Below are 20,829 nucleotides of genomic sequence, written 5' to 3'. Positions count from 1 at the left end.
GCCGGAAACAGCGGTCAGTCCTGCCAGCGGCGGAAGATCAACGAGGTGTTGATGCCGCCGAAGGCGAAGTTGTTGCTCATGACGTAGTCGGTCTGCAATGCGCGGCCCTCGCCGGCGATGTAATCCAGCGCACCGCAGCGGGGATCGACCTCATGCAGGTTCAGGGTCGGGGCGAACCAGCCCTCGCGCATCATCTCGATGCTGAGCCAGGCTTCGAACGCACCGCAGGCCCCAAGCATGTGGCCGACGTAGCTCTTCAGCGAGCTGATCGGCATGCCCGGCCCGAACACCTGGTGGGTGGCCTGGGTTTCGGCGATGTCGCCGTGCTCGGTGGCGGTGCCGTGTGCGTTGACGTAGCCGATCCGGTCGGCGGCCAGCTCGGCATCTCCCAGCGCCAGCCGCATCGCCTGCGCCATGGTGCCGGCGCTGGGCTGGGTGACATGCTGGCCATCGCTGTTGGTGCCGTAGCCGACCACTTCGGCCAGGATCGTGGCGCCGCGCGCTTGGGCATGCTCCAGCTCTTCCAGGATCAGCGTGCAGGCGCCCTCGCCCAGCACCAGGCCGTCGCGGTGCGCATCGAAGGGGCTGGGCGTGGTCTGCGGCGCGTCATTGCGCACACTGGTGGCGAACAGGGTGTCGAACACCGCCGCGGCGGTGGCGTCGAGCTGCTCGGCACCGCCGGTGACCATCACCGTCTGCTTGCCGCTGCGGATCGCCTCGTAGCCCGAGCCCACGCCCTGGCTGCCCGAGGTGCAGGCGCTGGAGGTGGTGTAGACCCGGCCGGACAAACCGAAGAACACGCCGATGTTCACCGGCGAGGTGTGGCTCATCATCTTCAGGTAGGTGGTGGCGCTGATGCCTTCGGTGGTGTGCTCATGGAGCATCCGGCCGAACTCGGCGGTGGCTTCGTGGCTGCCCGAGGACGAACCGTAGGCGACGCCGGCCATGCCACTGCGCAGCACCGGATGGCCCAACAGGCCGGCCGCCTCCAGCGCCAGTTCGGTGGCGCGCACCGACATCACCGCCACCTTGCCCATGCTGCGGGTGGTCTTGCGGTTGTAGTTGGACGGGAGCTCGAATGCCTCGGCTGGCGCGGCCAGGCGGGTATTCAGGCCGTCGAAGACTTCCCACTCGGGGATGTAGCGCACCGCATTGGTCCGCGCCTGCAGGCGCGTGCGGATGCTCGCCCAGTCCTGCCCGAGCGGGCTGATGGCAGCGGCGCCGGTGACCACGACGCGACGATCGGGACGGGCCATCAGACCATGCCTCCGTTGACCGAGATCACCTGGCGGGTGATGTACCCGGCCGATTCGGAGAGCAGGAAGGACACCGCCGCAGCGACCTCGTCCGGCTGGCCCAGGCGGTTGGCGGGAATCAACTTGAGCGCGTGCTCGACCACTTCTTCATTGACCATCTCGGTCTCGATCAGGCCGGGGGCCACGCAGTTGACGGTGATCGCGCGGCTGGCCAGTTCCAGCGCCAGCGCCTTGGTGGCACCGATGATCCCGGCCTTGGCCGCACTGTAGTTGGTCTGGCCGCGGTTGCCGACCAGGCCGGACACCGAGGACAGGGTGACGATGCGGCCCGGCTTGCGCCGGCGCACCAGCGGCATCACCAACGGGTGCAGCACGTTGTAGAAGCTGTCCAGGTTGGTGTGGATGACCGCATCCCAATCCTCGGCCGGCATCGCCGGGAAGGCGCCGTCGCGGGCGATACCCGCGTTGCAGACCACCCCGTAGTAGGTGCCGTGCTCGGCGATGTCGGCTTCCAGCGCGGTGCGCGCGGCGTCACGGTCGGCCACATCGAACATCAGCACCCGGGCCTGGCGGCCCAGGGCCTGGATCTCGGCCACCACGGCCTGCGCTTCCTCGATACGGCTGCGGCAATGCACCACCACATCGAAGCCGTCGCGCGCGCAACGCAGCGCCACGGCGCGGCCGATGCCACGGCTGGCGCCGGTCACCAGCACGGTCAAATTCCCTGTCATGCCTCTCCAGTCTCCAGATAGGCCATCGCATCCGTGGGTTCAAACACGGAGACGTTGGCGACCGCCATTTCGATATCACCTGCCAGGATCCGGCAGGCGAACATGCCCAGGCCATTCTCGCCCAACAGCTCGCAGTTCGCCTCCACCCGCAGGCAACTGCCGGCGGCGAAGAACGGCTGGTGGGCGGTGTAACGGCGGGTGCCGAGCAGGAAGCCGATCGACGGCGCCCTGCCGGCATGGCGCGCGCGGCACCCGGCCCAGGCGGCGATCGCCTGGGCCATGTATTCGACCCCGACCCAGGCAGGCACACCGTCGGGGGTGCAGAACAGACCCTGCGCCGGCACGTCCACCTCGACCGCGATGGACGCGTCCTCCCAGGCCACCACGCGGTGGATCAGGCGCATGCTGTCGCGGTGCGGGAGCACCGCGTCGATGTCATCGGGCAGCGGCATGCTCATCCCCGGGCCAACGCCAGCACGGCATTGCTGCCACCGAAGGCGAACGAGTGGCTGAGCACATGCTGCAGCGGCTGCGCGGCGCACGTGCCCGGTGCTACCAGCGCCAGCGCCGGCAACGCGTCATCGGCCTGCCCGTCCCACCAGTGGGTGGGCAGCTGCTGGTCCGGGTTGTCCGCCAGCGTCATCCAGCACAGCGCCGCTTCGATCGCCCCGGAGGCACCGAGCGTGTGCCCGGTCAGCGGCTTGGTCGAGCTGGCCGGCACCTGCGTGCCGAGCACCGCCGCGACCGCCTGGCTTTCCATCGCATCGTTGTGGCCGGTGGCGGTGCCGTGCAGGTTCACGTAGTCGATCTGCGGCGCGGACAGGCCGGCCCGGTCCAGCGCCTGCTGCATGGCATCGATCGCGCCGCGTGCCTGCGGGTCCGGGGCGGACATGTGGTGCGCGTCGGAGGATTCGCCCCAACCGGCGAGGCGCACCGGGCCCGGCTCGCGCGTCATCAGGAACAGCGCCGCGCCTTCGCCGATGTTGATCCCGCTGCGGTTCACCGAGAACGGATTGCAGCGCGACGCCGAGACCGACTCCAGCGCGCTGAACCCGGCCACGGTGAAGCGGCACATCGAATCCGCGCCCCCGGCGACCACCGCATCGACCGCGCCGGCCTGCAGCAGGCGCGCGGCCGACATCAGCGCCTTGGCGCTGGAGGAACACGCGGTGGAGATCGTCCACGCCGGGCCGGTGCTGCCGATCCGCTCGCGCACGAAACGCGCGGCGGTCCCCATTTCCTGCTGCGCATAATGGAAATCGGCCGGCCATGTACCGTCGCGATGGTAGCTGCGCAGCGCGCTCTCCGATTCGCCGATGCCCGAGGTGCTGGTGCCGATGATCACCGCCACGCGCTCGGCACCAAAGCGGGCCACGGCGGCAGCGACGGCCTCGCGGATCTGGCCGAGCGCAGCGTCGAGCAGGCCGTTGTTGCGGCCACGCAGGGCCACCGGCAGCTCGGCCAGATCCGGCAACGGCGCATGGACCTCGCCCAGCGCCAGCGTGCGGCCGGGCAGGATGGCATCGTTGTCGCGCAATCCGCCGGGCTGTGGCGCGAACAGGCCGCCGCGCACCTCGGCGCGGTCGGCGCCCAGCGCACAGATCACGCCCAGTTCGTTCAGATAGACCGCACTGCTGCTCACTCTTGGCCCTGCCCCATGTCCATCGATTCGATCACCAGTTCATAGCCCTCGGCCAGGTTGCGCAGGCGCACGCGGCCATCGGGCAGCGTGTCGCGCACCAGCCAGGGTTTGCCGCCCTGCTCCAGGCTCCGCACGCCATCGGTCTCCTGCAGGGTCCAGCCGGCCGGCAGCGCGGCGCGGATCGCCGCCGCCGGCCAGAGCGAGAACTGCAGGTCGTCCAGCACGCGTTCACCGCGCACCTGCGGCGGCAGCCACGGCGCACGGGTCTGTTCCAGGTGCTGCCCGTCCCAGACCATGCGCACGCCGGTCTGGCCCATGGCCTGCACCGCCAGCCGCACCTGCCCGGCATCCACTTCCAGCAGCGCGTCCAGCTCGCGCTCGTGGCTGCCGAAGCGGAACTGGAGGCGCTGCTGCAGCTGCACCGGCTGCGGCAAGGCCGACGGCGCCAGCTGCAGCGTCGGCAACTGCACCAGCGGCGTGGGCATCCGGGTGCTGGCACACGCGGCCAGCAGCAGACTCAGCAACAGGGGCAGGATCAGGCGCTGCACAGTTCCTCCAATACGCGCAGGCGCCGGCCACTGGCATCGGCGACATACGGGTTCTGCGTGTCCCAGGCGTAGCCGGCCAGGATCGAGGAGATCATGCGGCGGACCTCCGGGTGCGGATCGGGATGGTAGATGATCTTCTGGAAGCCGCCGGCATACCAGGCCTCGACGAAGCGCCGGAAGGTCTTCACGCCGGCGCGCAGCGGTACCGAGAAGTCCTGCTCCCAGTCCACCGTTTCGCCGGCCTGTTCGCGTGCCAGGCAAGCGCTGGCCAGCTGCGCCGATTTGAAGGCGATGGTCACGCCCGAGGAAAACACCGGGTCCAGGAACTCGCCGGCATTGCCCAGCAGCGCATAGCCCTCGCCCCACAACGACGAGACGTTGGCCGAATACCCGGTGATGGTGCGCACCGGCAGTACCGCCCACTCGGCGTTCCCGAGCAGACGGGTGAGGTTCGGGTCTTCGCCGACGATCGCCTGCAGCTTTTCCAGATCGGTGCCGGGGTAGCGTTCGAAAAAGGCCGGCTCGGCCACCACGCCCAGCGAGCAGCAGCCGTTGGAGAACGGAATCGTCCAGTACCACACGTCCACGTGCTCGGGATGGGTGGTGATCAGGATCTTGTTGCGGTCGAAACCCGCGCCGGCTGGAATGTGGTCGCGCACGTGGCAGAAGATCGCGCCGCGCACCGGGAAGTTCGACGGCGACTCCAGCTTCAGCAGGCGCGGCAGCAGCCGGGCGAAACCACTGGCATCGAGGATGAAGCCGGCTTCGATGGTGTATTCGCTGCCATCCGGGCGGCGCACCTGCACCTGCGCCGGGCGTCCGGGCTGCACCGACAGCACTTCATCGCCGAAGCGCAGCGTGGCGCCCATGCGCTCGGCACCGCGCGCCAGCACGTCATCGAAGTCGGCGCGCTGTACCTGGTAGGTGGTGCCCCAGCCGGGCGAGAACTTGTCGCGGAAATCGAACTCGGTGGTCGCCTCGCCGCGCACGAAGGCCGCGCCGTTCTTGTACTGGAATCCGGCCTGCACCACGTCCTGCAGCAGACCGGCGGCCTCGATGTACTCCATGCTCTGCGGCAGCAGGCTCTCGCCGATCGAGAAGCGCGGGAACTGCTGGCGCTCCAGGATCAGCACCTGGCGACCCTGCTGGCGCAGCATCGCGGCGGCCACGGAACCGGCCGGGCCGGCGCCGATGACCAGGATGTCAGTACGTTCCACGTGCGGGTTCATCGGATACATCCTTGATCAGATCATGAAAGGGAAAAACGCGGTCGCTCAGTGCGGTGCGTCGTGCGGCGGTGGTCGGAACAGCGGCGAAATCAGCCAGACCAGGCCGATGCCGAACAGCAGGGTCAAGCCGAACGCGCGCAGCGCCGGCGTGGCCGACAGCCCGAGCAGGCCGAAGGACAGCCAGGTACTGGCCGCCCCGACGCAGACCGCGAGCCAGGCACTGGCATCACCGCGGTGTTCGATCAGGAAGATGCCGTAATCGATGCCCATGCCGAGCAGCAGCATCAAGGCGAGCACGTTGAACAGCTGCAGCGGTTGCCCGAACAGGCCCAGCAGCGCCAGCGTCAGCGCACCGGCGACCAGGGTCGGCGCGAGCACGCGCCAGGCCTGCCCGCGGTAGCGCCAGTACAGCACCGCGAACACCAGCGCGATGCCGATCAGCAGCAGGCCGCTCATCAGCTTGCGGTAATGCTTGAGCAGCCCCGAGAAATCGGCGGTGCGGTCGACCCAGCGCACGCCGTCGATGCCCGTGGCCTGCGCTTCCAGCAGCGTCAGCGCATCGGCGCGCGAGAGGTCGTCGACCATCACCACCGAGCCCACGCCCTGCCCGACCGTGCCCAGCCACAGGTGGCGGAACGGCATCGCCGCCGGCGAGGCGAGGAAGGCGTCGGCCTGCAGATCCTGCGCGGCGTAGGCCGGGCGCAGCAGTGGTTCACCGACGGCCTCACCGACCTGGGCCAGCACCTGCGGCTCGACCCTGGCAGTCAACGCGGCATCGGCGTGCTGCCGCTGCTGCGAGGGCAGCCAGTCGCTGATCGCACGATACCCCCCGATCTGCTTGTCGGCCTCGAGCACGCGCAGGCGGTCGATCAGCGCTTCTTCGCGCTGCAGCACCTGCTCGGCGGTGTCGCCCTGCACCAGGTAGAACTGGGCCGGGCTGGGCATGCCGAGCATCTGGCTGATGCGGATCTGCTGGGCGATCAGCGCGGGCGGCGACGACTGCAGGCTGCGCAGATCATCGTTGGTCTGCAGGCGGGCGATGCCGAGCGCGGACAGCACGGTGACCACGCCCAGGAACACCGCGGCCCTGCGCCCCTGCAGGCGCGGCCAACGCTCCAGCGTGGCGCCGAGCCAGCGGGCGAACCCGGTGCGGCGGACCTCGCCGCCGTCCAGCCACGGGAACCAGAAGATCACGGTGAGGAACGCGGCCGCGAGGCCGACCACCGAGAACAGCGCCATCTGGCGCAGGCCCGGGAACGGCGCCAGGCCCAGCGCGAGATAGGCCAGCGCACTGGTCAGCAGGGCCAGCCACAACCCGGGCAGCAGGTGCCGCAGCAACTTCCAGCGGCGGTCGGCGGGCTCGGCCTGGCGCGAGGCGAACCAGTGGATGCCGTAGTCCTCGGCAACGCCGACCAGCGACGCGCCGAACACCAGGGTCAGCACGTGCACCTTGCCGAACACCAGCACGGTCACCGCCAGCGCGACACCGCAGCCGATCAGCAGCGACGCGGCGACCAGCAGGATCGGGCGCAGCGAGCGGAACGCCAGCCACACCAGCAGCAGCACCGCCGCCAGCGAACCCCAGCCGATCGTGTTGATTTCCCAGCTGGCCTGCACTGCCGCCGCTTCGGCATGCAGCGGCACGCCGGCACGCAGCACCTCCAGGCCCGGTGCCTGCTTCGTGGCGGCTTCAGCGGCGATATCCAGCAGCAGATCGATGTGCCGCTCGCCGTCGAGCTGGAATGCCGAACCGACCGTGTCGTACTGCACGATCGACCAATGCTTGCCGTCGGCCTCCAGCAGGCCGTCATCGCCCATCTGCAGGCCCGAGCCCAGCGCGCGTTCCTGCCACCACTGCGGCCACAGCGACAGCGGATCCTGACGCCATTCGGTCAGGCGCGGTGCGCCCATCGGACCGTACAGCGCCGCCAGTGCCGACGCTGCCAGGCCCTCGGTGTGTTCATCCTGCAGGCGCTCGCGCTGTGCGCTGGTCAGCAGGCGGTCGCGATACGGGGCGTAGAACGCGCGGGCCTGATCGAACCAGCCCTCGATCGAGCCGCTTTCCTGCAGCAGCGGGGCCGCGCCCTGCCCTCCCTTGATGGCGTCGCGGAAGGCCGCCTCGGCCACCTTGGTCCGTGCCGCATCGGTGCTGCCCAGCAGCACCACGATCTGACGCGCATTGGCATCGGCGATGCGCCGGGTGACATCGGACAACAGGCGGTCATGCGCGTCCTGTGGCAACAGCGCGAGGATGTCGGTATCGATCCGGGATTCGCTCTTCCACAGCTGCCACTGCTGCACGCCGAGGCCGACCAGCACCAGCAGCCACACAATCGCCAGCCAGCGCCAGATGCGCTGCAGGCGGCCGTTCGAGGTCAGCACGTCATTCAAACCTGCCGCCCTCGTCCGCGCTCAGCGTGGCCGGCGTCTCGCTCATGCACGCAAAGTGGATGCGGGTGACGTCCTGGTTGGCCTCGTTGATCTGGACTTCGCGCACGTAGCGGTCGCCGCTCAGGGTGAGCTGGGCGAACACCTTGCCGAGCATCGCCGAGCGCGGGGTCAGCTGCATCTTCCAGGCGTTGCCGGGCAACACCTCGACCTTGACCGTGAACTGCGCCGACAGCGCCTGCGCATCGCCGCTCATCAGCGCGAACATGATCGCGTTGACCGAGCGCATCGCCGGTTGCTGGCGGCCATCCATTTCGACCCGGCTGCTGCCATCGCGTTGCCGGCTGAGGATGCGGTCACGGGTGACCACCACCTCGGAGGGGAACGGCTTGAGCGTGGTCCAGATCACCCCATGCGCCTGGGCCAGCACGAAGCGGCCCTGCGAGCGCAGCGGGTTCTTGAAGCCGGCGACCTGCTTCTCCTGGGTGAACTCGCCGCGCAGCACGTCGACCTTGGCCACGCGCTGTTTGACGACCTCCACATCGGTGGCGGCCCACGCCGGGGCGACCACCGCCAGCATCACCAGCACGCACAGCGTGCGCAGGAAACGGTTCATTGCGGTTGCACTCCCAGACGCTCCCACAGTACCGGCGGGCACAGGTAGAGCATTTCATTGGTGGCCGCGTCGACCGCGACCTGGATGGTGTGGGCGCGGGTCAGCGTGGTGCCGCTGTCCGCATCCAGGATCTCGTAGGCGATCTTCAAGCGGTTCTCCCACTCGGTGATCGTGGCGCGCACGCGCAGCGCCTGGCCGTACAGCAGCGGCCGGATGTACTTCACCCGCGCATCGACCACCGGCCACAGGTAGCCGGAATCGCGCATCTGCGGGTAATCGTAGTCGTGGCGCTGCAGCAGCGCGCAGCGCGCGATCTCGAAGTACTTGAAGTAGTTGCCATGCCAGACCACCTGCATCGCATCGCAGTCGTGGAAGGCCGGCGACAGCGCCACCTCGAAGCTCAGCTCAGGCGTCGACATACAGCTCCCAGCGCTGTGCGCGGATATCGTCCAGCAGGGCGCGCAGCTCGCCATCCAGCGCACGGTCTTCCTCGATCAGGGCGATGCGCCCGGAGAGGTCCTGGTACATCGCGGCCAGGTCGCCGTGCAGGGTCGCCTTCATGCCGACGCGCTCGCGCAGGGCCACGCCCTGGCGGGCGGTGATCAGCAGCGCGGCGACGACCTGTTCGGTCAGTTCGATCACGCGCAGGCAATCACGCGCGGCGATGGTGCCCATGCTGACCTTGTCCTGGTTGTGGCATTCGGTGGAACGCGAGAACACCGAGGCCGGCATGGTCTGCTTGAGCGCTTCGGCGGTCCAGGCCGAGACGCTGATCTGCAGCGCCTTCAGGCCATGGTTGATCGCCGCACGCTCACCGGTGGCGGCCGACAGGTTGGCCGGCAGGCCGTGGTTGAAGCGCGCGTCCACCACCAGGGCCATCTGCCGGTCGAGCAGATCGGCCAGGTTGGCGATGGTGTTCTTCAGCGCATCCATCGCAAAGGCGATATGGCCCCCGTAGAAGTGGCCGCCATGCAGGATGCGCTCGCCCTCGACGTCGATCAGCGGATTGTCGTTGGCGCTGTTGAGCTCGGTTTCGATCAGCTGGCGGAAGAACGGCAGTGCGTCCTGCACCACGCCGATCACGTGCGGGGCGCAGCGCAGCGAGTACCGGTCCTGCAGGCGCTGTTCATTGCGCGGCGGGCGGTCGCTGTGCAGGTCCTGGCGCAGGCGCGCGGCGATCTGCGTCTGGCCCGGATGGGGCTTGGCGGCGAACAGCATCTCGTCGAAATGGTGCGCGTTGCCGTCGCTGGCCAGCACGTTGAACGCGGTCAGGCGCGTGGCGAGCCGGGTCAGGTAATCGGCACGGTCATACGCCAGGCAGGCCAGCGCGGTCATCACGGCGGTGCCGTTCATGATCGCCAGGCCTTCCTTGGGGCGCAGCCGCAGCGGGGTCATCCCGATCTCGGCCAGCACTTCGGCGGCCGGGCGGCGCGCGCCCTGGTACATCACCTCGCGCTCGCCGCACAGCACTGCGGCCACGTAGGACAGCGGGGTCAGATCGCCACTGGCGCCGACCGAACCCTCGGCGGGAATCAGCGGCAGCACATCGTGGTGCAGCAGCGTGGCCAGGCCCTGCAGCAGCGGGTGGCTGACGCCGGACATGCCGCGCACCAGCGAGGCCAGGCGTGCGGCGATCACCGCGCGGGTTTCCTGCGGATCCAGGAAGCGCCCCAGGCCACAGCCGTGGTAGGTGAACAGGTGATGCGGCAGCTCGGCGACCAGCGCCGGCGGAATATTCACCGTGCAGGAATCGCCGTAGCCGGTGGTCACCCCATAGATGACGCCGTCTTCGCGCAGCAAGCGATCGAGAAAGTCCGCGCCGCGCTGGATGCGCGCGGTGAACGCGGCATCGTCGCTGACGACGGCCCGGGCCTGGCGCTGCGACAGCGCGATCACGTCTTCGATGGTCAGCGGCGCATCGCCGAAGCGGACGGAGGGTGCCTGATCGGCCTTACTTGCCATGCGATGCCTGATCCCAGAAGGGGAAGAAATTGAACCAGTCCAAGGGTGCCTGGGTGACCTGAACTTCCAGCCACCGGGCGAAATGTTCGGCCTGCGCGGTCAGCGCGGCGTCACGCGAGCCGCGCGGCAATACGATGCGGTCGGTGAAGTGTTCAAAGCGCACCTGATAGCCACGGCCGTGATGCAGGCAGGCCATGGTGTAGACCGGGCAGGCCAGCGCCGCGGCCAGCACATAGGCGCCGATCGGGAACTGCGCGGTGTGGCCGAGGAACGAGGCCGGTACGGTGCGCCCGCCACGCAACGGCACGCGATCGCCGACGATGGCCACGAAGCCGCCCGCCTCTACCCGGCGCTGCAGCTCGACCGCGGTGGCCGGGCCCATGTCGGTGACCTGCAGCAGCTCCACCGAGGCCAGCGGATCGAGCCGCTGCATCAGGCGGTTGAAGCGCTGCGCGTGGGCGGTGTGCACCAGCACGGTGATGTGGAAGCCCGGCACCCGCTCGGCCAATACCTGGCACAGCTCCAGGCAGCCGATGTGCGCGGTGAGGATCAGGCCACCCTCGCGGCGCGCGATCTTGTCCAGGACCAGGTCACGCTGCAGGTAGATCTGCTCGGGCGGATAGCGGCCACCCAGGCCGAGCAGCTTGTCGAGCATGGTGTCGGCAAACAGCGCGAAGTGCTTCAGGCTCTGCCAGCGTCCCGGTGGCGAGGCGAACACGCCGGCGTGCGCCTGCAGGCGCTGCAGGTACTGCAGCGAGGATTCGCGCGCGATCCGGTTGGTCAGCCAATGGCAGAGCACCACCGGGTAGACGCACAGACGGAACGGCCAACGACCGAACCAGCGATGTACCCAGCACAGGAACAGCACGCCGGCGGCCGAGGTGGACTCGCCGATGTCGGCCCAGTGCGGGGCGCTGTCAGGCGCAGGCGTGGTCATGCGCGCGGACCCGCGATGCGCTGCCACAGCAGCCGCGGCGCGCGCCACAGCATCCCGAAGAACAGGCGCGCATGCATGCGGCTGATGCGCACGTTGTCGCGCCAGACATCGAAGTGCGACACGCCATCGCTGGGATAGGTGACTGCGGTCGACACGCTGATCACCTGGATGCCGCGCCAGAACAGCCGCACCAGGATCTCACTGTCGAAGTCCATGCGCCGGCCGATGGTTTCCTCGCCGATCAGGCGCGTCACCGGTGCCAGCGGGTACAGCCGGAAGCCGCACATCGAATCGCGGATCTGCAGCGAGAGCGTATTGATCCAGACCCAGATATGCGTGGCATAGCGCCCATACAGGCGGGCCTTCGGCACGCTGGCATCGTAGACCGGGATGCCGCAGATCACCGCCTCCGGCTGCGCCTGCGACAGCGCCACGAAGCGCGGGATGTCGGCGGTTTCATGCTGGCCATCGGCATCGATCTGCAGCACGTGGCTGTACCCCAGGCGTGCCGCTTCGGCGAACCCGGCCAGCATCGCGCCGCCCTTGCCCTGGTTGATCGGCAGCCGCAGCAGCATTACCTGGGGTGCGTGTGCGCGCGCCAATGCATCGAGCACCTGCGCGCACGCCAGGTGCGAACCGTCGTCGACCAGCAGGCACGGCACGCCACTGGCCAGCACGCCCTGCACCACCGCGCCGATCGCGTGCGCGTGGTCGTACACCGGGATCACCACCAACGGGGCGAAGGCCGGCCTGTCCACGCGGGTACCAGTGTCTTCACGCATCGCCGAACACCACCCGGCCGCTGGCGTGCACGCCATGGTCGGAGACATAGCGGAAGCTCATGGCGGACTTGGCGGCATCCCAGCCCAGGCTCAGCTGCAGGCAGTCGCCCGGGCGCGCCACGTGCTGGAACTTCACCACGTCCATCCGCAGGAACCGCGGCGGCATCGTGAACGCACTGCGGCCGTAGTGGATCGCCCAGTCCAGCTGGACCACGCCGGGCAGGATCTTCGCCTGCGGGAAGTGTCCGTCGAACGCGACCAGGTCCGGATCCAGCACGAACTGCAGCGCGGCAGTGGTGGCATCGCGCTGCTGCCACTCGGCCGTGGGCATTACCGGGCGGAACAGCGCGGCCAATGCCGCAGCGGTGACCTTGCCCTGCGCGTTGAAGGGCAGCTCATCGATGAAGCGCCAGCGGCGTGGCCGGGTGACGGCATCGTGGCTGCGGGCCAGATGTGCGCCGAGCTGCTGCGCCTGGCGGCGGCGCGCGGCATCGTCCCACTGCGCGGTGCCTGCGGCCTGCGGCACCACCACGGCGGCCAGCTGTTCGCGCGCGCCTTGCAGCACCAGTACGCGCACGTCCTGCACCGCCGGGTGCGCACGCAGCAGCTGCTCCAGGCCATCCAGCGAGACGCGACGCTCTTCGATCTTGACGATGCGGTCGGCGCGGCCGAGCAGGCGGAAACTGTGGCCGTCATCGGCCACGGCCCGATCCTGGGTCAGCCACCAGTCGTCGCCGTCCAGGTGCGGCGAGCGGACCGCCAGGCAGCCCGCGTCGATCCGCCACGCCACGCCCGGCAGCGGATGCCACTGCGGCTGCTCGGCACTCCAGCGGCGCCAGGCGATGCCACCGGTCTCGCTGCTGCCGAACACCTCGGTCGGCGCCACGCCCATCAAGGCGCGCACCTGCAGCGCGGCCTCGGTCGGCAATGGCCCACCGGAGGAGAACACCGCGCGCAGCTGGCCGCCCAGCGAAGACCAGTCCAGCTGCTCGGGCAGGCGTTTGAGATGGGCCGGGGTGGCCACCAGCACCGACGGCTGGCCGCCCAGCGCGCTGACCAGGTCTTCGTGGAAGAACCGCCGCGGCTGGATCGCGCGCCCGGCCACCAGCGGCCACAGCACCCGGAACAGCAGCCCGTAGATGTGCTGGTGCGAGACCGTGCCCTGCACCTGCGCACCATCGAGCTGCTCGCCGAAGGCGGCCTGCAGCGCATCCACCTCGCGGGTCAGCTGGCGCATGCGCTTGACGATCGCGCTCGGCGCGCCGGTGCTGCCGGAGGTGAACACCACCAGCTCCAGCAGTGCCTCATCCAGCGGCTGCAGCACCCGCGCCGGATCGACCTCCGCATCGGGCTGCAGCGGTGCGTACCGCGCCGGCACATCACCGGCGAATCCGGCCACGCGCGGGCTCAGCCCTTCCAGCGTGGCCGGGAGGTTATCGCCGCCGAGGAACACGCGCTTGCCGGCATGCCAGGCGCCCAACAGGGCGGCGGCGAAGGTGAGCGTGTCATCGAAATACAGCGCCCAGTCGGTGCCGGGCGCGCGCGCGAACGCCTGCTGCCAGCGCAGCACCTGCACACGGAACTGCGGGTGGTCCACCACGGTGTCGCCGGCGATGCCGACGATGCGGCCGGGCCGCGGCGCCAGTGCCAGCCGGTCCAGTGCGATCCACTCAGCCATGCGCGTGCGCCGCCTTGACCCGTCGCCGGACCAGCCACTCCCCGCCAAACAGTGCACCCATCATCACGTAGGCCAACACTCCGTTGTAGAACGCCCAGACCTGGTTGGACGCCCACAGCGCCGTGGCCAGGGCCAGACTTCCATTGAGAACAAAAAAGCCGCACCAGATCCAGGTGACGCGGCGGGTATAGAGCACCGCAAACGGCGGCAGATCCGGCTCGCTCAGCCGCGCCAGGCGCTCCACGGCACTGGGCCCGAAGCGCAGGCTGGTGCCGAAGATCACCAGCATCACCGCGTTCACCAGTGCCGGGTACAGCTTCAGCGGCAGCGCCTCGTTGAAGGCCGTGGCGATCAGGGCCAGCAGGCCGGTGCCGAGCGCGGCCACCCACCACACCGCCTGGCGGGTGGTCAGCGCGCGCAGCGCGGCCAGGGTGAACAGCAGCAGCGACAACCAGCGTGGCTCGAACCGGCCCAGCGACAGGTAGACCACCAGCGGGTATGCCAGCGACAGCAACGCAAATGCCGCGACGCGTACCCGGACCATGGTCAGTCTTCAGCGATGGCCGTCAGGCGGCCGCTTGACCGGGCAACAGCCCGTGCACCACATCCACGATGTCCTGCACGGTACGCACCTGCTTGAACGCTTCCGGCTGCAGATTGCGGCCGAGCAGCGGCTTGAGCTGCACGATCAGGTCGACCGCGTCGATGCTGTCGATGTCCAGGTCGTCGTACAGGCGCGCGGCGGGCGTGATGCGGCTCGGCTCGATCTCAAAGCTGTCCTTGAGGATCTTGACGATGCGCTCGAAAAGTTCGGTCTTGGTCATGGGTAAATCCTGACGCGCCGTTAGGACGGCTGGCGTGCGGCGACAAACTCGCTCAGGGCACGCACGCTGGAGAAATGGCGACGGGTCTCTTCCGAATCGGCTGACAGGCTGACACCGTACTTTTTCTGCAGGGCCAATCCAAGTTCCAGCGCGTCGATCGAATCCAGGCCCAACCCCTCGACGAACAGGGGGGCAGCGGAATCGATGTCTTCGGGAGTAATGTCTTCCAGTGAAAGCGATGAAATGATCAATTCCTTGATCTCGTGCTCAAGTGCCTGCACGGGTCGGGTCTCCAGCGAAGTCGAAGTAATGGGCAAGATGATCGGTCACACGCCTGGCCGCCAAGGCATCCCCCCTGGGCGCATCGCCGGTCTCGTTCAGAAACGGGGCAATCGGGAGATCTTCCCCGACTTCCAGCTGAACGTGAAATCGCCGTGATGGCACACGATACCATTTCTGGCCCTTGGTCAGGGTCGGCGGGGTGCAGGTGATCCGCACCGGGGTGATGTCCAGCCGGCCCCGCACGGCGATGTTGGCCGCCCCGCGCTGCAGCTTCGGCGGCTGGCCGGGCACCGTGCGGGTGCCCTCGGGGAAGATCACCAGGTTGCCGCCGGCCCGGACCGCGGCGATGCAGTCGTCGACCAGCCCGGCACCGTCGTCATTGGAGACATAGCCCGCCGCCCGGACCGGGCCGCGCATGAACGGGTTGCGCGCCACCGCCTGCTTGACCACGCAGTCGGCGTTGGGAAGCTGGGCGATCAACAGCACCACGTCGATCAGGGTCGGGTGGTTGGCCAGGATCAGCAGACCGTTGCGCTGCAGGCGCTCGCCCCCGCGGATGTCATACGTCATCAGCCCGAGCCGGTGCATCAGGCCCACGTGGGTGGCGAACCCGGCCTGCACCAGCCGCCGGGCCAGCACCCGCCGGCGCACCGGATCGCGGATCAGCAGCAGCGACAGGAACAGCAGGCCGCCCAGCACCAGCCCGCCGATCCCGAAGGCGGCAAAGCTCAGGCCCGTGCCCAGCACCCGCCAGGCACGGTTGATCCGGTCCGGCCAACGCTCAGCCATGGCGCTGCCAGGTCCAACGCTGGCCGTCGGCGTCCAGCCCCAGCGCAGGCCGCCCGCCGTCGAGCAGGAAGCGCAGGGCTTCCAGGCCGTGCGGCAGCCCCTGGGAGGGACGGTCCTCGCCGCCGGCGCCCCAGCCCAGCGACAGCCGGGTGCCCGGACCGTCGGCCGGTCCCAGCCGCCAGCACCAGGCGAAGAACGGGTCGGGTTCGTCGGCGAAGCCGGCGTAGATCGGTGGCAAGGGGGATTCATAGACCACCAGCCGCACCTCGGGCGCGCCATCGGCGAGCAGCCCGAAGGCCTCGACGCAGGCGGTCTCGACCGTGGCGCGGCCGGCCGCGAGGGCCAGATAGTTGCCCCGATGTCCGCGGGCGATCGAGTACAGCGCGGCGATCGCGTTGTGGACCGACAGCCCGAAGCCGGTCGGCGACATCGGCTGGTCCGCGCTCAAGGTGTTGAGCAGTTCCATCGAGCGGGCCACATCGCCATGGCGCGAGGCGAACACCAGCGGCACCTGGCCACCGTCGTCGGACTGCTCGCACCAGCACGCGGTCTGGATCGCCATGCGCCCCAGCCGTTCGATCCGGCGCCGCTGCATGGCCGGCACTTCGGACAACGCCGGGGTATCGTCGCCGGCCGGCAGCCAGGGGGCCTTCGCCCACGCCTGCCACTCCGCCCGGGTCGAGATGCCCGGCGCCCACGCCGCCCAATCGATTACAGAAAACTCAATCATTCCCGCCAACATGATGGATGGGTACCAAGAGAAGGCACGAGCCATGGTGGCAACGCAGAACGGCCCCCCATGCCAGCCATTCCACGCCTGTCGTCGACATCGCCTTGGCACCGGTGGCGGTGCCGAGAAAGGAGCGCACGCTATCATGACACTCTCGGCACTGGCAGCATTCACATTCTGAAATGAGCAACACGATCGACAACGCAACGGCCCCGGCAGTCGCTTCCCCTTCCTCCGGACCTGCGTTGTTCCATGTCGCCTATGTCCCGGCGGCGCAGCGTGACGCGGCCCTGGCCGACCCGCACACCCTGGCGGTGTTCGGCTTCGGCCTGCATCCCGCGCCGCGGGCGGACCCGCGCTGGCTGCAGGTGCCGCTGGCCGAGCAGGGCCCGGCGCAGGTCGAGGTGTGGCGTGGTGGCACGCCCGTCGAGCACGGTGTCACCGACGGCGTGCGTTGGTCGCACAACGGCCAGCTGCTGTTCGGGGTGCTGGACATCGACGAGATCGACAGCGACATCGAGACCGCCGCGGCCGAGGCCTATGCGCGGATGAGCGCGTTCCTGTCGCGCTGCGGGTATCCGCATCTGTTGCGGACCTGGAACTATCTGGATGCGGTGACCGAGGGCGAGGGCGATCAGGAGCGCTACCGGCGTTTCTGCGTGGGCCGCGTGCGGGGCCTGCGTGAACTGGATGAAGCCGCGCTGCCGGCGGCGACGTGCATTGGCCGTTTCGATGGCGAGCGCCGCCTGCAGGTGTACTGGTTGTCGGCGCGCGAGCCGGGCCAGCCGTTGGAGAATCCGCGCCAGGTGAGCGCGTTCCGCTATCCGCGCCAGTACGGGCCGCAGTCGCCGAGTTTTTCGCGGGCGCTGCTGCCGCCGTTGGCCACGGGCCTGCCGTTGCTGCAGTCGGGGACGGCGGCGATCGTGGGGCATGTGTCGCAGCACACGGGGGCGGTGGATGAGCAGTTGCGGGAGACGCTGACGAATCTGCAGAGTCTGGTGGATACGGCGCGCGGTCAGCGGCCGTCGCTGTCACCGGTGTTGGGCTCGACGTCGGTGCTGAAGGTGTATGTGCGTCGTGCGGAGGATATGGCGGCGGTGGCGGCGCAGATGGCGGCGCTGCCGACGGCGCCACCGTTCGTGGTGCTGCACGCCGAGGTGTGTCGTGCGGAGCTGCTGGTGGAGATCGAGGGGCTGCACGGCTGAGTTCCCGGCGGCTGTCCTTCCCTTCGCCGGCTGCAGGCCCCTGTAGTGCCGACCGCTGGTCGGCTGCTCTTTTCGCAGCCAACCACTCGTTGAGCAGCTGCAAACCTTTAGAAGCTAAAAGCCTTGATTTGCCGGCCCTGCCTGGCCTGGGTCGGCGTGGGTGGGTTGTCGGGACCCGCTGCAAGTCCCGCTCCGCGGCCCGGCCCAGCCGCTGACGGCTGTGCGTTCAGTCGCATGCGAGGCAGTGCCTCGCGAGCAATGCGCCTTCACCCATGTAAGCTCATTGCCATCCATGGCAACACATGGTCCCGCCACCCCACCCACACCGCCCCTTCGACAGTTGGCTGGTGCGCATGGGTAACATCAAAAACAGACGGCGCCCGATCGGTTGCCTGACACTTTTTCTTCTCGCACCGGCTTTTCCTGTTGCCATTTTCCACCGGCAACGCGAAGTGTCCAGGGAGAGGGTGGCTACCCCCTGACGGGACCGTTGGAGCGGCATGGGCCCGACGCATGCGTCCGGCGGGTTGGGCAGGACGCCCAACCCCGGTCTTGCCGTGTACGCAGGAGTGCGTACACGCGCAAGCCGCTCACGAGCCCCCATGGATGGGTTTTACGGCGCGTCCCGGCAGGGGGTGGCCGCCCTCGCCCCATCAGGACAACGACCAGCCGACGCCTCAGTGATACCCCACATCCGCCCGCACCTTGCCGCGGAATACCCGGTACGACCACGCCGTGTAGCCCAGGATCACGGGCAGCAGGATCACCAGCCCGACCAGGCTGAAACTCAACGACGATGCCGGCGCGGCCGCCTGCCACAAGGTCATGCTCGGCGGCAGCAGGTAGGGCCACATGCCCAGCACCAGGCCGATGAAGCCGAGTACGAACAGGGCCAGCGTCAGCAGGAACGGCGGCAGGTCGCGCTTGGGGTGCATCGCGCTGCGCCACAGCGCCGTGGCGACCGCCAGGGTCAGCAACGGCACCGGCGAAAGCCACCAGAAATTGCCATCGCTGAACCAGCGCGCCATCAGGCGCGAATCCAGGAACGGCAGCCAGGCGCTGACCAGCCCCATGAACACGATCACCGCCACCACCAGCGGGCGGGTCAAGGTGCGGGCAAAGGTCTGCTCGCGGCCTTCGGTCTTGAGGATCAGCCACGTACTGCCCAGCAGCGCGTAACCGAACACCACCGCCGCGCCGGTCAGCATGGAGAACGGGCTGAACCAGCTGAACGCGCCGCCGACGTAACGGCCGTCCACCACCTGCAGGCCCTGCACCAGCGCGCCCAGGATCACGCCCTGCGCGAAGGCGGCCAGCAGCGACCCCAGGCCGAACGCCACGCTCCACAACCTGCGCGAACGGTGCGCCTTGAAGCGGAATTCGAACGCCACGCCGCGGAATACCAGCGCCACCACCAGCAGCAGCACCGGCAGGTACAGCGCCGACAGCAGCGCCGCGTAGGCCTTCGGGAAGGCCGCCATCAGGCCGGCCCCGCCCAGCACCAGCCAGGTTTCGTTGCCGTCCCAGATCGGGGCGGCGGTGTTCATCATGATGTCGAGCTGTTCTTCATCCTCGGCCATCGGCGCGAGGATGCCGATGCCGAGGACGAAGCCATCCAGCACCACGTACATCAGCACACCAAAACCGATCACCGCGAACCATGCCACGGGCAGCCAGGTCGTCATCTCCATCTCAGCGCTCCTCCAGCGGTTCATCGGCACCGGACAGCGGCCGCGCCGGGGTGTGGCTGCCGGCATCCAGTTTCGGCGCCGGATCGTGCGGCTTGGGACCGGTACGGATGATCTTCACCAGGTACCAGACGCCCCAGCCAAACACGAACGCGTAGCCGACGATGTACACGCCCAGCGACAGCGCCGTCATCCACGCGCTCTGCGGACCCACCGCATCGGCGGTCCGCAGCACGCCGTAGACCACCCACGGCTGCCGGCCCATCTCGGTCACGAACCAGCCCGAGATCAGCGCGATGAAACCACTGGGCAGCATCCAGTTCCAACCGCGGATCAACCAGCGCGACTGCAGCAGTTTGCCGCGCCACCACTGGAACGCGGAGACCCAGGCCAGCAGCAGCATCAGCGTGCCCAGCCCGACCATCACCCGGAACGCGAAGAACACCGGCACCACCGGGGGCCGATCGCTGGCGGGCACCGAGGTCAGCGGCTCGAAGCTGCCGTCCAGCGAATGGGTCAGGATCAGGCTGCCCAGGCGCGGGATCGCGATTTCGTAGTCATTGCGTTCGGCCTTTTCATTGGGCACCGCGAACACCACCAGCGGGACGCCCTTGCCCTCGCCTTCGGAGTGCCAGTGCGCTTCCATCGCCGCGATCTTCATCGGCTGGTGCTTGAGCGTGTTCAGGCCGTGCATGTCGCCGACGAAGATCTGCACCGGGACCGTCAGCGCGGCGAAGCCGACCGCCGCCAGCAGCATCTTGCGCCCGGCCTCGCGGTGCACGTCCTTGCGCAGGTACCACGCGCCCACGCCGCCGATCACGAAGCACGTGGTGATGAACGAGCCCAGCGCCATGTGCGCCAGGCGATACGGGAAGGACGGGTTGAACACCACCTGCCACCAGTTCTGCGGGTGCACGATGCCGTCGATGATTTCGTAACCGGCCGGCGTCTGCAGCCAGCTGTTGGAGGACAGTATCCAGAACGTGGACACCAGCGTGCCCAGCGCCACCATGCAGGTGGAGAAGAAATGCAGGCGCGGCGAGACCTTGCCCCAGCCAAACATCATCACGCCCAGGAAGCTGGCCTCCAGGAAGAACGCGGTGAGCACTTCGTAGGTCAGCAGCGGTCCGATCACCGTCCCGGCGACCTCGCTCAGCCGCGGCCAGTTGGTGCCGAACTGGAAGGCCATGACGATGCCGCTGACCACGCCCATGCCGAAGGACACGGCGAAAATCTTCTGCCAGAAGAAATACAGCTCGCGCCACACCGGATTGCCGGTCCGCAGCCAGCGCGATTCGACAAACGCCAGCCAGCTGGCGGTACCGATCGTGAAGGCCGGGAACAGCACATGGAAACTGATGACGAACCCGAACTGGATCCGCGACAACAACAACGCGTCCACGTGACGCCTCCGCCTGGTTTCTGGAAATCCGCACCAGTCTGGGCCTGTATCCGTGAAAGGCACATGCGACCCGGTGACGCGCTGCTTCACTTTGTCGCAGGTGGGTCGGGCGCTGGGCCCCCATACCCTTGGAGGCGAAA

General features: G+C 68.6%; 21 protein-coding genes. 1 reads left to right on the top strand and 20 read right to left on the bottom strand.

Features of this window, described 5'->3' with window-relative positions; translation table 11 throughout:
* Positions 1 to 14 precede the first annotated feature (14 nt).
* The 18 genes from HDC96_RS09140 to HDC96_RS09055 are packed head-to-tail and all read right to left on the bottom strand — an operon-like array spanning position 15 to position 16,394.
* Complete coding sequence (locus HDC96_RS09140) at positions 15 to 1,256, bottom strand: beta-ketoacyl-ACP synthase (RefSeq protein WP_179459730.1); 1,242 nt, start codon at positions 1,254 to 1,256, stop codon at positions 15 to 17.
* On the bottom strand, positions 1,256 to 1,987 hold the full coding sequence (locus HDC96_RS09135; RefSeq protein ID WP_179459729.1) for a 3-ketoacyl-ACP reductase FabG2: 732 nt from the start codon (positions 1,985 to 1,987) through the stop codon (positions 1,256 to 1,258). The genes HDC96_RS09140 and HDC96_RS09135 overlap by 1 nt, the downstream gene beginning before the upstream one ends.
* Positions 1,984 to 2,439, bottom strand: a complete 456-nt coding sequence (locus HDC96_RS09130; protein WP_257018678.1) for a hypothetical protein — start codon at positions 2,437 to 2,439, stop codon at positions 1,984 to 1,986. Before HDC96_RS09130 ends, HDC96_RS09135 begins: the two co-directional genes overlap by 4 nt.
* Before the next feature lie 2 nt (positions 2,440 to 2,441).
* Positions 2,442 to 3,629 carry a beta-ketoacyl-[acyl-carrier-protein] synthase family protein gene (locus tag HDC96_RS09125; protein ID WP_179459727.1) on the bottom strand — a complete coding sequence of 396 codons (1,188 nt, stop codon included), beginning with the start codon at positions 3,627 to 3,629 and terminating at the stop codon, positions 2,442 to 2,444.
* Complete coding sequence (locus HDC96_RS09120; protein ID WP_179459726.1) at positions 3,626 to 4,177, bottom strand: DUF3261 domain-containing protein; 552 nt, start codon at positions 4,175 to 4,177, stop codon at positions 3,626 to 3,628. Before HDC96_RS09120 ends, HDC96_RS09125 begins: the two co-directional genes overlap by 4 nt.
* A complete protein-coding gene (locus HDC96_RS09115; protein WP_179459725.1) occupies positions 4,165 to 5,406 on the bottom strand; it encodes an NAD(P)/FAD-dependent oxidoreductase in 1,242 nt (413 codons plus the stop codon). The genes HDC96_RS09120 and HDC96_RS09115 overlap by 13 nt, the downstream gene beginning before the upstream one ends.
* Before the next feature lie 45 nt (positions 5,407 to 5,451).
* Positions 5,452 to 7,797 (bottom strand): MMPL family transporter, encoded by a 2,346-nt coding sequence (locus tag HDC96_RS09110; RefSeq protein ID WP_179459724.1) that lies wholly within the window; start codon positions 7,795 to 7,797, stop codon positions 5,452 to 5,454.
* Positions 7,790 to 8,410: an outer membrane lipoprotein carrier protein LolA gene (locus tag HDC96_RS09105; RefSeq protein WP_179459723.1), complete on the bottom strand. Its 621-nt coding sequence runs from the start codon at positions 8,408 to 8,410 to the stop codon at positions 7,790 to 7,792. Before HDC96_RS09105 ends, HDC96_RS09110 begins: the two co-directional genes overlap by 8 nt.
* On the bottom strand, positions 8,407 to 8,829 hold the full coding sequence (locus HDC96_RS09100; protein WP_179459722.1) for a thioesterase family protein: 423 nt from the start codon (positions 8,827 to 8,829) through the stop codon (positions 8,407 to 8,409). The genes HDC96_RS09105 and HDC96_RS09100 overlap by 4 nt, the downstream gene beginning before the upstream one ends.
* Positions 8,816 to 10,372, bottom strand: a complete 1,557-nt coding sequence (locus HDC96_RS09095) for an aromatic amino acid ammonia-lyase (RefSeq protein WP_179459721.1) — start codon at positions 10,370 to 10,372, stop codon at positions 8,816 to 8,818. Before HDC96_RS09095 ends, HDC96_RS09100 begins: the two co-directional genes overlap by 14 nt.
* Positions 10,362 to 11,309 carry an acyltransferase gene (locus HDC96_RS09090; RefSeq protein ID WP_179459720.1) on the bottom strand — a complete coding sequence of 316 codons (948 nt, stop codon included), beginning with the start codon at positions 11,307 to 11,309 and terminating at the stop codon, positions 10,362 to 10,364. The genes HDC96_RS09095 and HDC96_RS09090 overlap by 11 nt, the downstream gene beginning before the upstream one ends.
* Complete coding sequence (locus tag HDC96_RS09085; RefSeq protein ID WP_179459719.1) at positions 11,306 to 12,091, bottom strand: glycosyltransferase family 2 protein; 786 nt, start codon at positions 12,089 to 12,091, stop codon at positions 11,306 to 11,308. Before HDC96_RS09085 ends, HDC96_RS09090 begins: the two co-directional genes overlap by 4 nt.
* Positions 12,084 to 13,769, bottom strand: coding sequence for an AMP-binding protein (locus HDC96_RS09080; RefSeq protein WP_179459718.1), 1,686 nt, complete (start codon positions 13,767 to 13,769; stop codon positions 12,084 to 12,086). The genes HDC96_RS09085 and HDC96_RS09080 overlap by 8 nt, the downstream gene beginning before the upstream one ends.
* Complete coding sequence (locus HDC96_RS09075; protein WP_179459717.1) at positions 13,762 to 14,313, bottom strand: hypothetical protein; 552 nt, start codon at positions 14,311 to 14,313, stop codon at positions 13,762 to 13,764. Before HDC96_RS09075 ends, HDC96_RS09080 begins: the two co-directional genes overlap by 8 nt.
* 22 nt (positions 14,314 to 14,335) lie before the next feature.
* Positions 14,336 to 14,593: an acyl carrier protein gene (locus tag HDC96_RS09070; protein WP_176987821.1), complete on the bottom strand. Its 258-nt coding sequence runs from the start codon at positions 14,591 to 14,593 to the stop codon at positions 14,336 to 14,338.
* Between the two features lie 20 nt (positions 14,594 to 14,613).
* Positions 14,614 to 14,874: a phosphopantetheine-binding protein gene (locus HDC96_RS09065; RefSeq protein WP_019185497.1), complete on the bottom strand. Its 261-nt coding sequence runs from the start codon at positions 14,872 to 14,874 to the stop codon at positions 14,614 to 14,616.
* Positions 14,861 to 15,664, bottom strand: a complete 804-nt coding sequence (locus HDC96_RS09060; protein ID WP_179459716.1) for a lysophospholipid acyltransferase family protein — start codon at positions 15,662 to 15,664, stop codon at positions 14,861 to 14,863. Before HDC96_RS09060 ends, HDC96_RS09065 begins: the two co-directional genes overlap by 14 nt.
* Complete coding sequence (locus tag HDC96_RS09055) at positions 15,657 to 16,394, bottom strand: beta-ketoacyl synthase chain length factor (protein ID WP_179459715.1); 738 nt, start codon at positions 16,392 to 16,394, stop codon at positions 15,657 to 15,659. Before HDC96_RS09055 ends, HDC96_RS09060 begins: the two co-directional genes overlap by 8 nt.
* 182 nt (positions 16,395 to 16,576) lie before the next feature.
* On the opposite strand from HDC96_RS09055, the gene HDC96_RS09050 reads away from it, so the two are divergent.
* Positions 16,577 to 17,599: a pteridine-dependent deoxygenase gene (locus HDC96_RS09050; protein WP_257018677.1), complete on the top strand. Its 1,023-nt coding sequence runs from the start codon at positions 16,577 to 16,579 to the stop codon at positions 17,597 to 17,599.
* Between the two features lie 677 nt (positions 17,600 to 18,276).
* On the opposite strand, the gene cydB is transcribed toward HDC96_RS09050, so the two are convergent.
* Positions 18,277 to 19,290, bottom strand: coding sequence for a cytochrome d ubiquinol oxidase subunit II (gene cydB, locus HDC96_RS09045; RefSeq protein WP_179459714.1), 1,014 nt, complete (start codon positions 19,288 to 19,290; stop codon positions 18,277 to 18,279).
* Between the two features lies 1 nt (position 19,291).
* Complete coding sequence (locus tag HDC96_RS09040; protein ID WP_179459713.1) at positions 19,292 to 20,689, bottom strand: cytochrome ubiquinol oxidase subunit I; 1,398 nt, start codon at positions 20,687 to 20,689, stop codon at positions 19,292 to 19,294.
* Positions 20,690 to 20,829 lie beyond the last annotated feature (140 nt).

Source organism: Stenotrophomonas sp. JAI102, from assembly GCF_013409105.1.
GTDB lineage: Bacteria > Pseudomonadota > Gammaproteobacteria > Xanthomonadales > Xanthomonadaceae > Stenotrophomonas > Stenotrophomonas maltophilia_AA.
This window is presented reverse-complemented; position numbering and strand designations above follow the sequence as displayed.

Excerpts from the sequence above, each read along its gene's own strand:
- HDC96_RS09140 (WP_179459730.1), bottom strand. The coding sequence starts at position 1,256 with ATGGCCCGTCCCGATCGTCGCGTCGTGGTCACCGGCGCCGCTGCCATC.
- HDC96_RS09135 (WP_179459729.1), bottom strand. The coding sequence starts at position 1,987 with ATGACAGGGAATTTGACCGTGCTGGTGACCGGCGCCAGCCGTGGCATC.
- HDC96_RS09130 (WP_257018678.1), bottom strand. The coding sequence starts at position 2,439 with ATGCCGCTGCCCGATGACATCGACGCGGTGCTCCCGCACCGCGACAGC.
- HDC96_RS09115 (WP_179459725.1), bottom strand. The coding sequence starts at position 5,406 with ATGAACCCGCACGTGGAACGTACTGACATCCTGGTCATCGGCGCCGGC.
- HDC96_RS09105 (WP_179459723.1), bottom strand. The coding sequence starts at position 8,410 with ATGAACCGTTTCCTGCGCACGCTGTGCGTGCTGGTGATGCTGGCGGTG.
- HDC96_RS09100 (WP_179459722.1), bottom strand. The coding sequence starts at position 8,829 with ATGTCGACGCCTGAGCTGAGCTTCGAGGTGGCGCTGTCGCCGGCCTTC.
- HDC96_RS09095 (WP_179459721.1), bottom strand. The coding sequence starts at position 10,372 with ATGGCAAGTAAGGCCGATCAGGCACCCTCCGTCCGCTTCGGCGATGCG.
- HDC96_RS09090 (WP_179459720.1), bottom strand. The coding sequence starts at position 11,309 with ATGACCACGCCTGCGCCTGACAGCGCCCCGCACTGGGCCGACATCGGC.
- HDC96_RS09085 (WP_179459719.1), bottom strand. The coding sequence starts at position 12,091 with ATGCGTGAAGACACTGGTACCCGCGTGGACAGGCCGGCCTTCGCCCCG.
- HDC96_RS09080 (WP_179459718.1), bottom strand. The coding sequence starts at position 13,769 with ATGGCTGAGTGGATCGCACTGGACCGGCTGGCACTGGCGCCGCGGCCC.
- HDC96_RS09075 (WP_179459717.1), bottom strand. The coding sequence starts at position 14,313 with ATGGTCCGGGTACGCGTCGCGGCATTTGCGTTGCTGTCGCTGGCATAC.
- HDC96_RS09070 (WP_176987821.1), bottom strand. The coding sequence starts at position 14,593 with ATGACCAAGACCGAACTTTTCGAGCGCATCGTCAAGATCCTCAAGGAC.
- HDC96_RS09060 (WP_179459716.1), bottom strand. The coding sequence starts at position 15,664 with ATGGCTGAGCGTTGGCCGGACCGGATCAACCGTGCCTGGCGGGTGCTG.
- HDC96_RS09055 (WP_179459715.1), bottom strand. The coding sequence starts at position 16,394 with ATGATTGAGTTTTCTGTAATCGATTGGGCGGCGTGGGCGCCGGGCATC.
- HDC96_RS09050 (WP_257018677.1), top strand. The coding sequence starts at position 16,577 with ATGAGCAACACGATCGACAACGCAACGGCCCCGGCAGTCGCTTCCCCT.
- cydB (WP_179459714.1), bottom strand. The coding sequence starts at position 19,290 with ATGGAGATGACGACCTGGCTGCCCGTGGCATGGTTCGCGGTGATCGGT.